The organism is Rhizobium sp. FG113 (assembly GCF_057809895.1).
This window is the reverse complement of the sequence record NZ_JBMDKV010000018.1, coordinates 14,284-27,886: the sequence shown is the minus strand read 5'-3', so window position 1 is coordinate 27,886 and position 13,603 is coordinate 14,284. Positions and strand designations below refer to the sequence as shown.

Annotated in this window: 14 protein-coding genes and 1 pseudogene; 6 read left to right on the top strand and 9 right to left on the bottom strand. The window is 56.9% G+C overall.

Annotation, left to right across the window (positions count from 1 at the left end):
• Positions 1-235: 235 nt before the first annotated feature.
• The 9 genes and pseudogenes from ACODTZ_RS28770 to ACODTZ_RS28730 all read right to left on the bottom strand — a co-directional run bounded on the left by ACODTZ_RS28770 (position 236) and on the right by ACODTZ_RS28730 (position 9,691).
• Positions 236-640 carry a GNAT family N-acetyltransferase gene (locus tag ACODTZ_RS28770; protein ID WP_489029874.1) on the bottom strand — a complete coding sequence of 135 codons (405 nt, stop codon included), beginning with the start codon at positions 638-640 and terminating at the stop codon, positions 236-238.
• A gap of 1,456 nt (positions 641-2,096) precedes the next feature.
• Positions 2,097-2,972 carry a transglutaminase family protein gene (locus ACODTZ_RS28765; RefSeq protein ID WP_489029872.1) on the bottom strand — a complete coding sequence of 292 codons (876 nt, stop codon included), beginning with the start codon at positions 2,970-2,972 and terminating at the stop codon, positions 2,097-2,099.
• Between the two features lie 85 nt (positions 2,973-3,057).
• On the bottom strand, positions 3,058-4,158 hold the full coding sequence (locus ACODTZ_RS28760; protein WP_489029870.1) for an extracellular catalytic domain type 1 short-chain-length polyhydroxyalkanoate depolymerase: 1,101 nt from the start codon (positions 4,156-4,158) through the stop codon (positions 3,058-3,060).
• A 111-nt stretch (positions 4,159-4,269) separates the two neighbouring features.
• Entirely contained in the window at positions 4,270-5,307 is a 1,038-nt protein-coding gene (locus tag ACODTZ_RS28755) for a fatty acid desaturase (RefSeq protein ID WP_489029868.1), read from the bottom strand.
• Entirely contained in the window at positions 5,304-5,417 is a 114-nt protein-coding gene (locus tag ACODTZ_RS28750; protein WP_489030018.1) for a DUF4167 domain-containing protein, read from the bottom strand. Before ACODTZ_RS28750 ends, ACODTZ_RS28755 begins: the two co-directional genes overlap by 4 nt.
• Before the next feature lie 481 nt (positions 5,418-5,898).
• Positions 5,899-8,046 (bottom strand): catalase, encoded by a 2,148-nt coding sequence (gene katE, locus ACODTZ_RS28745; protein WP_489029866.1) that lies wholly within the window; start codon positions 8,044-8,046, stop codon positions 5,899-5,901.
• A gap of 91 nt (positions 8,047-8,137) precedes the next feature.
• Positions 8,138-8,674 (bottom strand): YciE/YciF ferroxidase family protein, encoded by a 537-nt coding sequence (locus ACODTZ_RS28740; RefSeq protein ID WP_052214312.1) that lies wholly within the window; start codon positions 8,672-8,674, stop codon positions 8,138-8,140.
• Between the two features lie 68 nt (positions 8,675-8,742).
• A complete protein-coding gene (locus ACODTZ_RS28735) occupies positions 8,743-9,345 on the bottom strand; it encodes a general stress protein (protein ID WP_489029864.1) in 603 nt (200 codons plus the stop codon).
• Between the two features lie 29 nt (positions 9,346-9,374).
• Positions 9,375-9,691 (bottom strand): annotated as a pseudogene (locus tag ACODTZ_RS28730) (PepSY domain-containing protein).
• Positions 9,692-9,901: 210 nt separating this feature from the next.
• Between ACODTZ_RS28730 and ACODTZ_RS28725 the strand changes: the two are divergent.
• From ACODTZ_RS28725 to ACODTZ_RS28700, 6 genes are all read left to right on the top strand, one after another.
• The gene (locus ACODTZ_RS28725; protein ID WP_489029862.1) at positions 9,902-10,057 is read left to right on the top strand and encodes a hypothetical protein; all 156 of its coding nucleotides are present in this window, start codon (positions 9,902-9,904) and stop codon (positions 10,055-10,057) included.
• Positions 10,057-10,266: a hypothetical protein gene (locus ACODTZ_RS28720; protein WP_489029860.1), complete on the top strand. Its 210-nt coding sequence runs from the start codon at positions 10,057-10,059 to the stop codon at positions 10,264-10,266. The genes ACODTZ_RS28725 and ACODTZ_RS28720 overlap by 1 nt, the downstream gene beginning before the upstream one ends.
• 126 nt (positions 10,267-10,392) lie before the next feature.
• Positions 10,393-12,054 (top strand): FAD/NAD(P)-binding protein, encoded by a 1,662-nt coding sequence (locus ACODTZ_RS28715; protein WP_489029858.1) that lies wholly within the window; start codon positions 10,393-10,395, stop codon positions 12,052-12,054.
• 220 nt (positions 12,055-12,274) lie between these two features.
• The gene (locus ACODTZ_RS28710; RefSeq protein WP_047512453.1) at positions 12,275-12,835 is read left to right on the top strand and encodes a hypothetical protein; all 561 of its coding nucleotides are present in this window, start codon (positions 12,275-12,277) and stop codon (positions 12,833-12,835) included.
• A 242-nt stretch (positions 12,836-13,077) separates the two neighbouring features.
• Positions 13,078-13,287 carry a cold-shock protein gene (locus ACODTZ_RS28705; RefSeq protein WP_047512450.1) on the top strand — a complete coding sequence of 70 codons (210 nt, stop codon included), beginning with the start codon at positions 13,078-13,080 and terminating at the stop codon, positions 13,285-13,287.
• Positions 13,288-13,406: 119 nt separating this feature from the next.
• Complete coding sequence (locus tag ACODTZ_RS28700; protein WP_489029855.1) at positions 13,407-13,601, top strand: hypothetical protein; 195 nt, start codon at positions 13,407-13,409, stop codon at positions 13,599-13,601.
• Positions 13,602-13,603 lie beyond the last annotated feature (2 nt).

Genomic DNA, 13,603 nt, shown 5'->3' with positions numbered 1-13,603 from the left:
TTTGGTGAGCTTCAGCGCCGGCAGTCGCTGCCTTCCCAGACCCGTCGACCATCTTATTGGCCCGAGGATTATCCAGTTCGGCCACGATGAGCCACCGGCTAGATACACCTGTTTTGGTTGCCTTTCCGATGCGAGATGAAGCTAGCATAACTGCTGGGTCGGCAGTTCATATCTCATCAACAGCTCAACCCGTTAATAAGATTTCGCTTGGTCGGCTATCGGCCCAAACCTGCCGTTAGCTCCTTTCGTTACCCACGGGGCATGGCCGCTTCAAAATGAAATCACTGTCGGTCACTGACGTTTCGATGAAGCCGTTTCTGCGGTACAGCGAGCCGACAGGGTTCCAGATCAAATGTTCAAGATGCACTGGAAGACGCTCTTGGTCAGCAATGGCAAAGCAGTGTTGCAACACGCGAGACCCGAGACCCCGACCTTGGTGTTCTGAGAGAATATAAAATTCGCCGAATTGCAGATGGCCGGGATGTTTTTGGAGCGAGACGGTGCCCACGGCCTTTTCGCCCCGATATAATAAGGGAGAAGGGCTTCGATCGTAACTTTTCTTGGTGAACCGCGCGTTGAAATTGCTCGTTCCATCCCCATCGATGCCTGATGTGTGGGCCCATGGCATCGGCTTCACCACGAAGGAAAACTCATGGTCGGATTCTGCTGGGGAACCATAGATCGGGCGGGAGGTCCGGGATTTTCATCGCGCAAAGAAAGCAGCTTTTGGCGACACAATCATGTCTCCTAGCGGCGCGATGCGGAAGACGGCCTGCGGCTCTTTGCGGTCGTCAGTGCTTACCCCGGATTAAACGACTGCTTCATGATTGAAGATGGCACGGGTTCCTTAGGTCTTCCCGTCACCCCTTCCGGGTGCGCCCGGCTTTCCACCGGCACCGCCTGACCCGCCCTTTCCAGGGTTTTGGCCCTTACCAGGCTTACCTGGTTTCCCTGGCGCACCAGGCAATCCAGTCTTTGGAACTTCCGTCATATTCATACTCCTCTGCAGCGGAAATTAGACCTCGGGGATGAGAATTGGGCGGCAAACGGCGTTTGGCGTTGTGGGACCAATCGCCTTTTGCCGTCGCACTGATCGATCGGCCCCAAGATCAGTGCCGCGACGTGATTGCGAATTCATGAATCGTGCCTTCAGGTCGACGTAGCGCGAATTCACTGAGCAACCTGAGGACTTTTTCAACAACGTCGTCGCCACGAAGTGGGTCTGCTGCCACCTCTTCACAGCATGCTGCTAGTCGAACACTGAGTGCCAGCAGCAACTGGCAAACTGGATCGCAATCACGCTCAGCGACACGTGCGGAAATCTGTAGCCTATGAGCAAGTGCCCTGAGGATGGCCGTCCTCTCTTGGAGAGACATACTTTCGAACGGTGGCGGGGTAGTCATAAATTTCTCCCACGCGTATTTTCGGGCACTGATCAAGTAGCGTGCTTTTCCGGCCTACGCCGCAAATCACTCATCGAGCAAACTTTGGTGTGGACGCGTTCACCCGCGGGCACACCGCTAATTGCAAACTTATGCAGCCTGCTTTGTGCTGGTGGAGGGTTGGGGATTTTCGCGTACGTCGTGACGGCTTGAAGACCAATAATCGTTGGCGCAACATAGTTGCTCGACCTGGCACTCATCATAGGTACTCCTACCTTTAGGCAAGAGCACATGGAATCTCCCAATCGGCTCTGCCCGGAAGAATAGGCCGACAGCGAACCTTACGCTCTCTTATGCTAATCGCCTAATCTTTAATGAACATTCGACATGATCATTTCCAGGTGTCTCGGTGGCGGCTCAAGCAGCAATTGAACCGCACCGTAAAAATCCTCCTGAACTTCAAGTAAAAACGTCAGTTCGTCGAGTTGTCCCAAGAAGTCGAAAGAACACTTCGGAGTATCTGGTCGCAATCACAGTGACGAAAAAGGGCGGTTGTTTTTGCAACAGACGGTGCGATTGGGCGATCCGGTAACGACCACTCATGGCACAAAGCGGTCAACAACTGGGTCAGCGGTTCAGATCCCATCATGGTGTAAGAACTCGGAAGCGCTAGCATTGAGTGCTCCAATTTCCTCAGGCTTGAAGCCAACTGGCTTAGGTCGAGCCGATTGCTTTGACTTCTACGGCCACGTCCATTGACAGGAAGGCATCCGTCGCGCCGTTGAAACTACCTGAAACCGGAACCGCCTGGGCGATGTCGCGGCTCACAGCTACCGGGATCAGGTTAGCGCCGCCCACACTGCGGTTTGTAGGATCGAATGTGATCCAGCCAGCGCCCGGAACGAAGACTTCTGCCCAGGCGTGCGTTGATCCTTGGTCCGTCGACCCGGTGAGCGAACTGTCCGGATTGAACAGATAGCCTGAGACGATCCGGGCGCCAAAGCCCAGGCTGCGCGCCGTTTCGGCGAATAACACAGCGAAGTCCCTACAGGAGCCCCAACCCCGATCAAGAGTGATTAGCGGCGCCTGCGTGCCTTGCTCTTCCCGACTTTGGTAAGAGATACAGGAAGTAATACCAAGGCTGATATCCTTGAGGAGAGACAGCGTATCCGTCGGTCTTCCGGCGACGAAGCCGCGCGCCCATGTCTCAAGCCGCTGCTGGACATCGTCATACTGCTGAACGGTTAGCGCGCCGAGGTCAGTCCAATCGTTGTCGGGGTAGAGGAAAGGATAGTTTATCGCCGACGCCGCAACGTCGAAGACGGGCCATGCAGACGCCGTCAGATCCACAGTCGCCGAGCTCTCAACAACAAGGCTGTCACTGCGGGTTTGGAATGTCGCTGAAGCGATCGTGTTGCCGAATACGTCGTTCGACCAGTTCAGCACAGCCTCGGGGAAAATGGAAATCTCATGGCTCAGCAGCCTGAGCTCGCGTCCTTCACGTGGCCTGAGCATAAGGCGGTGCGGCGACAGCGACACGGTCTCTCGAAAACTGTAGGTCGTACGATGATGAATGTTGAGCACCGGCATGGAAACGGACCCTAAAAGCTGATGGGGAGGCCGCTGCCCCTGAGGGCAGGGCAAAGGCCGAACTTCCGCGCGCCGCACCGGCTCCTCAACGCATCAGTCCGGCAGCCCGAAGAGCGTCGTTGATCGCCTTGCCGATGCCTTGTTCGTCTCGACCTCCCGCTTTTTGAACCAAGCCTGGTTTTGCATACGCCATTGCCTTGGCAATGACAGCTTCAATGCTTGAGGGCGCGGCGGTGTGCTGCGGGCTGGGCTCGTATGCGCCTTCGGCGATGGCGACATCAGCATCATCGGTAAGCCCCCAACCCCTGGCAATACGCGCGGTCGAGGAGATGCCTGCCTCCAGCATGAACGGCCCGGAATTTCCCAGTGGAGTTTCAGCCGAAAATGACAAAGGAACACCATGGGCCATGCCCTTGATAAGATAGACTTCGATGACCTGTTTGCCGCTTTCGTCGAGCCAGACCTTCCGAGTATGGCCATTGATGGACTCGATCACATCCGGCGTGTCGGAGATATGGGACACCCCAGCCCACTGATGGACGATCTGCGCGGCATTGACCGCCTTAACCGTGTGATCGTGTGTTCCATGCCACACTGAGATGCGTGGGCAGGACCCCGAGCCAGATGCTGCGGTCCTCAATGCCGACTGCATCTGGCTGACGCTCGGGGCCTTTTGACCCCGCATCCGTTCGAAAGCCTGGGCCACCCCTGAGGCCGTGCCATAAGGCAGCCCGCCGATGATTGCTCCACCCGCAAACAATTCGGGATATGTCGCCAGCATGACGTTCGCCATCGCACCTCCGGCCGACAGCCCAGTAACAAAGATTTTGCCAGTATCCATGCCGTGCGACTCGACCACATGTGCGATCATTTGCCGGATCGAGAGAGCTTCGCCCGCGTCACGCCGGATATCGTCCGGCTCGAACCAGTTGAAACATAGGTTGGCGTTGTTGGCGCGCTGTTGTTCCGGGAAGAGGACCGCAAATCCTTTCTCTTCCGCCAGCTTCGACCAACCGGACCCGTGGTCATATGTGGCTGCGTTCTGCGTGCATCCATGCAGGACGACCACGAGCGGCGTTTTGGGAGCGAGGATGGTCGGCAGATAAAGCCAGCACTTCAGCATGCCGGGGTTCGAACCGAAGTTTTTCAGCTCGATCAGCTCTCGCGAATTCCTGCGTTGCGTCACATCCGTCTCCTTTGCCCAATCGGGCTCAAGCACTACAAGTGGGTACGAATGCTGCGCTGCACAAATTTATTTGTGAAAACTTTGGTCGGGAAAGTTTTCCGAAGCATATGACTATGCAGTTGATGCGAGACCAGCGGCTTCACGAAACGAAATCAGCCTCCGGCTTCTTTCGTCCCACAGGACCAGCTTCACGCATTGGAGGCTCTGCCAAAGGGTAATCCTGCCTAACTCCCCGAGCTCGGGATGGTTTCGAAGCACATCTGGTAAGCGATAATAGGGTACCTTACTGGAGAGATGATGCACGTGGTGAATACCAATGTTGCCGGTCAGCCAACGAAGAGGCGGCGGCAAATCATAATGCGACGCACCGTGCAAAGCGGCTTTCGGAAACTGCCATTCAGGCTTTTTCGACCAGTGTGTCTCCTCGAATTGATGCTGCACATAGAAAAGCCAAACGCCGATGGATCCTGCCAGGAGAACAATCGGGAGATGGACAAGAAGGAAAGAGACCGGGCCGATCGCCCAGACCAGAAGCGCAGCGATCCCCATCACCGCAGCATTCGTAGCCATGGTCGACATCCAGGGAAGTAAGCCGTCGCGCATCATTCCCACCGGCAGGCGTTGCTGGAACAGGAATAGCCAGGCCGGACCGATGCCGAACATGACCAGGGGATGCCGGTAGAGGCGGTATCGAACCCGTCCCCACCACGACCGTTCAAAATATTCGGCTACGGTCAAAGTGGTGATATCACCAACACCGCGCTCATCGAGATTTCCCGCCGAGGCGTGGTGGGTGGCGTGCGCTCTGCGCCAGTAGTCGTAAGGGGTCAGGGTGAGAACACCGAGAACACGTCCTGTCCAATCGTCCAAGCGCCTGCGAGCAAAGAAGGAGCCATGGCCGCAGTCGTGCTGGATCATGAACAGCCGCAACAGAAACCCCGCCGCCGGAACGATCAGGATCAATCCTGCCCAGATGCCGTAATGAACCGCCAACCACGTCAGTGTCCAGAAGGCGGCAAAAGGTAGAGCTGTAACTGCCAGCTCGAACATGCTGCGGCCGGCATGCGGCGTGCGATATTGGGCAAGGATCTTCAACCAGGCCTTTTCGTCTGCAATTTCAGGATTGGGAATACTTGATATTGCGTTCATTGTTGCTGGCCAGCCTTCTGCAGAGCTGCTGCCCGATAGAAGTGCTCAGCGTGCTGATAGAGGTTTTCTGCCTCAACCCGATCACCGGTTTGGGCAGCTTCCCGGGCCAGAACGATATATTGCTCATACCGCCTCGTCAGGTTCTGCCAGTTCGGAGTTGCGGCAGCAGCCGTGCTTGCATTTGCTGGCCTTTTGGTAGAAGAGCGGGCGTCTTGGCGTGGTGGATTCAGAAGAACAATTCAAGCCGTCATCAGGCTTGCTCCATAAACGAGTTGATTTCAGGAATGTTTGATAGCGACTTCTGCTGGCCTACTGGCCAATAACATTGCCGCTTCGGTTCTGCGTCGCATTTCAAAGATCGTATGAGCCTGCATTGCGGTTGTTTGATGTCGCAACCGGTGAATGGAGGTAGCGATGCTTCGCAGATTGTCGTCGGCAGCCGCCAATTCATGCCTGGCGAATGCGCTTCCGCAGTCGCCCAATAGCAGCAACGGACACTCGTCCGTCCGCTGGCGACGTAGCGTCCGGATACTTTCCTGAAAGCATGCGTGCATCGAGGCAGGGGCGCCGTACGACACCGCGCCCTCCATATTATTTGCTCGGCGGCGATGCCTTGCCCAGTTTGACAGACGGCTCGCGCCCCCAGACGCGCAACTTGCCGAGGTCAACGACGAAGGCGGAAAGACCGTCTTCCCCCGGCAGCGCCAGAACACCCTCATCGAGCGCATCTGCAATGCCGGCCTTTTCGAGCAGCGGCAATGCTGACTGGTCATAACCGATGAACTTGCAATGCTGGAATGCGTCGGCCACAAAATCGCGGGCTGCAGCTTCGTTGACAAGATCGTCCATTGCAGCGGCCGATGTCAACAAGGCAACCGCGTCGAACAGGACCGAAGGGCCGCCATCGATCATGTGATGCGCTTCGATCAGCGTGCCGTCGGATGACTCCACGCCGCCGACCTTGGGGGCGATCAGCTCGACGACACCCTTCTCCTTGGCGATGGCGTACATCAGCCCCTTCAGCAATTTAGCATCGACGCCATCGGTGATCAGAATACCGAGCTTTCGCCCTTCGAAGCGTTTCGGTCCGCGTTCGACGATGCTGAGTGCTGGCGAGGGTTCCAGATCCTGACGGGTCGGCATGGCGGCATCCGCCGGTTTCGGCATCGTTTTCATACCCAGTTTCTGCGCAACGGTCGAAGCCAGCGTTTCGTCGATGTTGAGGAGATGGGACACCATGCGCTCCCTGATCGCCGGCATCTCGACCTTGCTCAGTTCGAAGGTCAGCGCGGATGCGATATGACGCTGCTCGGCACCAGTCTGGCTGATGTAGAACTGCCGAGCCTGGCTGTAGTGGTCGGCAAAGCTTTCAGGTCGTAACCGTGCCTTGGTCCCCTGCTCCTCGGCGGGGAAGTGACGATAGCCGCGCGAAGGCGACTCCCGCGGGCCTTCGCCATGCGAGTTCGGCTGGTAGTTTGTGCGTCCGACCGGGTTTCGCATCGCCATGTGGCCGTCCTGCTGGAAGTTGTGCATGGGACACTTCGGCGCATTGATTGGCAGATGCGTGAAGTTCGGTCCGCCCAGGCGCTTCAACTGCGTATCCAGATAGGAAAAGTTGCGGCCCTGCAGCAGTGGATCGTTGGAGAAGTCGATGCCCGGCGGCACGTTCTGGGTCATGAACGCGACCTGCTCGGTTTCGGCAAAGAAATTATCCGGCATGCGATCGAGCACCAGGCGGCCGATCGGATGGGGTTTAAGGATCTCTTCCGGGATGATCTTGGTCGGATCGAGCACGTCGAAGTCGAAGCTGTCTGCGAATGCCTGGTCGAAGAGCTGGACCTGCAATTCCCATTCCGGGAAATTACCCGACTGGATGGCATTCCAGAGATCGCGGCGATGAAAATCCGGATCGGCGCCATTGATCTTGACCGCCTCGTTCCAGGCAACCGACTGGAGACCAAGCTTCGGCTTCCAGTGAAACTTGACGAAGGTCGACTCGTCCTTGGCGTTGACGAAGCGGAAGGTATGGACGCCAAAGCCCTCCATGAACCGAAGTGAGCGCGGTATCGTGCGGTCCGACATGATCCACATGATCATGTTCATGCTTTCCGGCGTCAGACTAATGAAGTCCCAAAAGTTGTCATGGGCGGTCTGCGCCTGCGGAAACGCGCGGTCCGGCTCCTGCTTGGCTGCATGGATCAGATCGGGGAATTTGATGGCATCCTGGATGAAGAAGACCGGGATGTTGTTGCCAACGAGATCCCAGTTCCCTTCCTGGGTATAGATCTTGACCGCGAAGCCCCGAACATCGCGTGCGAGGTCGGCGGAACCCTTGTTGCCGGCAACCGTCGAAAATCGCACGAAGGCGGGCGTCTTCTCGCCGGCGCGCTGAAGAAAGTCTGCGCGCGTGTATTTCGCGAAGGATTCATAGGTCTCGAAGTAACCATGAGCGCCATAGCCCCGCGCGTGCACGACGCGCTCGGGAATGCGCTCGTGGTCGAAATGGAACATTTTTTCCCGGAAATGGAAGTCGTCGACGACAAGAGGACCACGTGGGCCGACACGAAGCGAGTTTTGGTCGTCGGAGACGGGGCCGCCCTGGGCCGTCGTCATGACCGGCGTATCGCCCTCGGCGATCTGGTGAAGCTCGCCACCCGCGCCGCGCGTTAGTTTCAGATCGTGGATAGTGGCGCTGACAAGCTTCGGCTCTGCCGACGCAGTCACTGGTTTTTTGGCCATGGGTCAAGCTCCTGGAGAGGGTGTGGAAATGGGCGACTCGAAAGCAAAAATGGCCGCCTCGAAAGGCGGCCTGATCATGTGCGGAGGGTGTTCAGCTGGCCTTCTTCAGCGCAGGTTTGGTGCTGGCCGAGCCTTCGCCTGTGCCCTTGGCATTAGCTGTCCCTTCGCCAAGCGCCGTCAGCTTCTGGTCAGTGGCGATTTCTTCCTGCAGCGTTGCGTCCAGCAAGGCGCCCGCCTCCTTCATGCCGAGCTGCTTGGCCCATGACTTCAGGGTGCCGTAGCGGGCAATCTCGTAGTGCTCTACGGCCTGGGCCGACGAGATAAGACCGGCATCGAGCGCTGCGGTTCCCTTATACTCTTCCATGATCTCCTCGCCTTCAGCAAGAATGCCCTGGATGGCTTCACACGTCTTACCGCGAGCCGGCTTGCCGAGAAGTTCGAAGATCTGTTCGAGACGTTCGATCTGGCCCTGAGTTTCGTCGCGGTGCTGCAGGAAGCCAGCCTTGCCTTCTTCCGATTGGGCGGCGCGCGCCATTTTGGGCAGAGCCTTCAGGATCTGCTTTTCGGCGAAGTAGATGTCCTTGAGCGTATCAAGGAAGAGATCGTTCAATGTCTTTTCGGTGGCCATATGCGTATCCTCGTGGTTGGGAACTGGTAATAGCGAGACAACGCGCGCTTGAAAGGGCGCGCCATGGATCAAAGGGCGTTACTGCGATAGCGATTGCGTTCCTGCTCGACTTCGCTCGCCTTGTAGGGATCGCGCGTATCGTCGAAGCGGGTCCAGCCCTGCTCGGCATAGGACGTGCGACGCTCGGCCGGGTCGACCCAGTTGGAGCGTTTCAGGATTGCTTCGGCTTCGAGAACAAGAGTGTCGTCTACCTTGGCGGTTACCAGCGAGCCGCCGCGGCGCACACCTTCCGCGTAGACATGCGCATCCTCTTCAGACACGCCCGAGCTTGTCATCGCACCGATGATGCCGCCGGTGGCTCCGCCTGCTACAGCACCCGCAACCGCGCCTGCGGCAGTCGCCGCCAGCCAGCCCGCTGCGACGACCGGACCGACCCCCGGAATGGCCATTAGACCAAGGCCCGTCAACAAACCGCCGGCGCCACCGACGGCTGCACCGATCCCGGCGCCAGTGCCGGCACCTTCGGCCGCGGTCGACTTATCAGCATGGCGATTGTCGGCATTGTTGGAGACGATGCTGATGTCCTTGGACGCGACACCGGCCGATTCAAGCGCGCTGACGGCGGCACTGGCGTCCGAATAGTCGTCGAAAAGTCCTGTAATGGTTTTCATGATGAAAATTTCCTGCTGAATGGGTTGAATTACTTGGAGACGACATTGCCTTGGTAGTCGAGCGCGATATTGACGGTCTTGCCGTCCTTCATGCCGGCCGCCATCCAGATGCCCTTGTCGTCCTTCATCAGGTTCTTGACGTCAGAAAATCCTGCCTCCTCGATCCTGGATTTTGCCTGATCCTGGGTAAAGCTGTTGGCACCTTCGACCGGGGCCGTCGCGTTCTTCGACTCGGGCGTTGCCACTGCAGGCGTGCTGCCGTCCGAGTTCGCGGCAGGTGTCGCCTGGGCAAATGCAGATAAGCGGACGCGCTGATGAGCGCCGCGGCTAGAATTAAATTTTTCAATGAGGTTTCCTCTCCTATCAGACCTGTGTTCACAGATCCGTGAGCATCAAACCCGCCTGAAGCATAATCGTTCCATCCGCAGACAAAAGTAAAAGCACACTCAACGGTCATTTACCGGACCGAGTTGCTAAGTTGCGGACGGATAATTTGTTTTCGGAACACAAATGGCAACAGGAGATTAAGGAAGCTGGATAGAGGAGCCTGAACGCAATGCCTGACCCAATTGCCCTGGTCGTCGATGACGAACCACTTATTCTTATGGATACTGCTGATATCGTTGCGTCAGCCGGTTATCATGTGATTGAGGCTCGTAGCGCTGATGAAGCTTACGCACTCCTCGAAAAACACGGATCCCTCAATTGCTGATGACGGACATCCAGATGCCAGGCGACATGGATGGCCTCGCGTTGGCGCGCTACGTGGGAGACCACTGGCCAGATGTCCTCGTCGTCGTTGCATCTGGTGCAGTCATCCCAAAAGATGGCGAACTTCCGCAGGGTGCGCGGTTTCTCGGGAAGCCGCTCAATCAAGCTCTCGTCATCGAGACTTTGCGCGAGCTCGAGATCGATAAGTAGAAGTCGACATACAGCTCTTGGGCACGGGCCGGCCGCCCCCTTGGCTTTTTGGGGACATGACACACCCACACCATGCCGACCGTCCCCCATCTGGTGCCAAGCCGCAAATATGCAATGGAAACTAAATTGACAAATGTCGCAATCATCGGCTCCGGACCCACCGGCATCTATACTTTGAAAGGCTTGATCGCCAGCGATACGCCGCTTTCGATCACAATCTATGAAGCCCATGCAGACCCAGGAAAAGGCACGCCCTACCATCCAGGTGCCAACGATCGGGCAATGCTGGCCAACATCGCCAGTATCGAACTTCCACCGGTGTGCGAAACACTCAGTGAATGGTTGCTGGCGAAGACCCCGGCCGAGCTCGCGCTAATGGGCGTTGCGGTCGAGACAATCGGCGAGCGAGAATTCTATCCCCGAATCGTGCTGGGAGACTATTTTGAGGCGCAACTGAAGGCTTTGACGACGCACGCTATCGGGCGAGGGCACGTCGTCCAAATCAGGGCGAGTTCAAGAGTCATGGATGTCAAACTTCGTCGAGACGATATCGGCGTTGTGGTGAGGCTGGACCACGAGACCATAGAGGAGCAGGCCTTCAACCATGTCGTTATTGCGACCGGCCACGATTGGCCTGAGACGACCGAGACGAAACCCGGATTTTTCGTATCACCTTGGCCGGCTGCAAACCTTACGACTATCGGCGACGGCGCGATCGGTGTGCTCGGCACATCGCTGAGCGGTATAGATGCTGTCGTTTCGGTTGCCACCGCGCGCGGCACGTTTCTTCATGACGACGCCGGAAATCTGCAATATCATTCCAGCGCAAACGACCTCTTCAAGATCACCATGATGTCCCGCAAGGGTCTCTTGCCTGAAGCCGATTTTTACTGCCCTGTTCCCTATGCGCCGACCACCATATTTACGAGAGCGGCTATCGACGCCCTGATCGAAACCGTCCCAAATGGACTTCTCGATGCGGTGTTCAACCTGTTTCGTCGCCAACTTTTCGCTGACGACCCTGACTATTCCGCGCGCATTGGCCTTGGCATGCTGACGGTTGAAACGGTGGCGGATGCCTATTTCGCCGACCGCGAATCTTACGATCCATTTACCTGGGCGGCCCTCAATCTCGGCGAAGCCAAGGCCAATAAAATCACCAGAACGACGGTCGCTTGGCGCTATTCTATTCTGCGGATGCACGAGGTGATTTTACGGGCTGTGCCACGCTTTAGGGAGAATGACCTCAAACGGTTTCATCGATACTTCAAGACATTGTTCGTGGATGACTACGCAACCGTGCCGCATCAGTCCATCGAGAGGTTGCTGGCATTGCATCGGGCGGGCCGCCTCGCTGTTTTGAAGCTCAGTCCCGACTATGAACTTGACAGCGCCAGCATCGAGCGCGGCGCGATTGTTACCGTCGGGAGCGACCGGTACGCCTTCGAGGCCTTCATCGATGCCACGGGGCAGCAGGCTGTTTCCGCCTGGGACGTGCCATTCCCTACACTGATTTCGCAGGGCGCCGTGCGCGAAGCTCTGACCGAAAAGACCGCGACAGCCCTTGCGGTCAGGGAAGATACGGCAAAGATTGCGACGGGCGGGATCGATCTCGACGAATATTTCCGGCCTCGCTTCGACAAGCAATTATGTCGCAATCTGTACTGTGTCTCGATCCCTTTCCTGTTGCATAAGCTACCCTTTGTTCAGGGCATCACCAGTGCGGCGGATCTGGGCAAGGTGGTAGCGGCGGCGATTATCAATCACGCCGAAGGTAGGATAATATGAGGCAGCCGATGAATTAGGTCATTCGACAATGCTGCTCTCGTCAAACCGGGTCTGCAGGACAAGGATCACTGTCACGTCAAAGGCAGGCAGGTCGCGCGAGATCCGCGACGTCCCCAGAGCATTCATCCAAAAGCGATGCGGTTTACCAGGGCTTCAGTAGGTTTCCAACACTCATCGAGAACGCTATGACAAAGACCGGTCCGGCACTCGGGAGAGGGCGTTGAATAATTTTCCTGTCATAGCGACGGTTCTTTCGATGGTCCTTGGGCTGTCTGTCACGCGCCTTCTGCTCGGCCTCGTGACGATTTTCCGGATCCGGCGAACATCGTCGATTGACTGGGTTCCGCTCGTGTGGGCGCTGGTGCTTTTCATCACTCAGCTCGAATACTGGTGGTCAATCAACCAACTGCCTTCGATCAAGCCGACCTATTCCTTCCCGGAGTTTGCATTTCTGGTCCTTCTTACGCTGATGCTGTTCTTGTCGACGGCATTGCTACTGCCCAGCCGGGGTGAGGACGAGCACGATGGACTTCGGACCTATTTCGAGAAAGATGGCAGGTTTGGCCTCTTGGCCTTCGCCGCGTTCCTGACGCTGGGCTTCGTGGTCAACGTCTTCTTCTTGAACAGCCCGATTACGTCGGAGTGGGCCTATAGCGACGTCGTCATGATCGTCGTACCGATTGCAACGTTCGTCATCAGATCCCGGCGTATGTATGCCGCGCTTACACTGCTCTATCTGCCCTTCGCAATGTTCGATACGGCGATATCTCTCACCTCCTGATCAGCACGAGGGATGGCTTGAAATCTCACTCCGTAGGACGTGGTAGAGCATGCCCGAACTAAAAGTTGACATTCCTGCGCATCGCACTATCTCTGGTTTATCGATCTTTTGCTTGTTGAGCTTTGCTTGTTGCGCGTCTGGCACCGCGTCCTGAACGATTTTCCCTCTCAAAACATCGCTACAGACTTCCCGCGAAGCCGTCGGTTCCGCGGTCGATCAACAATGCTTTGAAAGGGTTCATCATGACCACAGGCACAGTAAAATGGTTCAATTCCACAAAAGGCTTCGGCTTCATCCAGCCTGACAATGGCGGCGCCGATGCGTTCGTCCATATTTCAGCCGTCGAGCGCGCCGGTATGCGCGAAATCGTCGAAGGCCAGAAGCTTGGCTACGACATGGAGCGCGACATGAAGTCGGGCAAAATGTCGGCCTGCAATCTGCAGGCTGCTTAATCGAACAAGCTTCTGCCTGCCGGTGACCACGGATGTACTGGCACCAGGCAAGCGGGGGCGTGCAAGGCCGGACACCCGTCCGGCCTTTTGTCTTCCTCAAAGAGATCTGGAGGCCAAAAATGGCTCAGACATATTCAAAGCTTCGCCAGCAGGCGGAGATCGCGTTCCAGAAAACGAAAGCCGCCGGTCCTGTCGACGAAGTATTTTCCAAGAATGATCCCGAGACAGACAGATTACGGGCCAAGACGGCGAGGCTTCGGAATGCGCGGCTTGCGCAGAACGGCGCCGATTCTGGCCAGCCTTCGTTTCAGTAAGT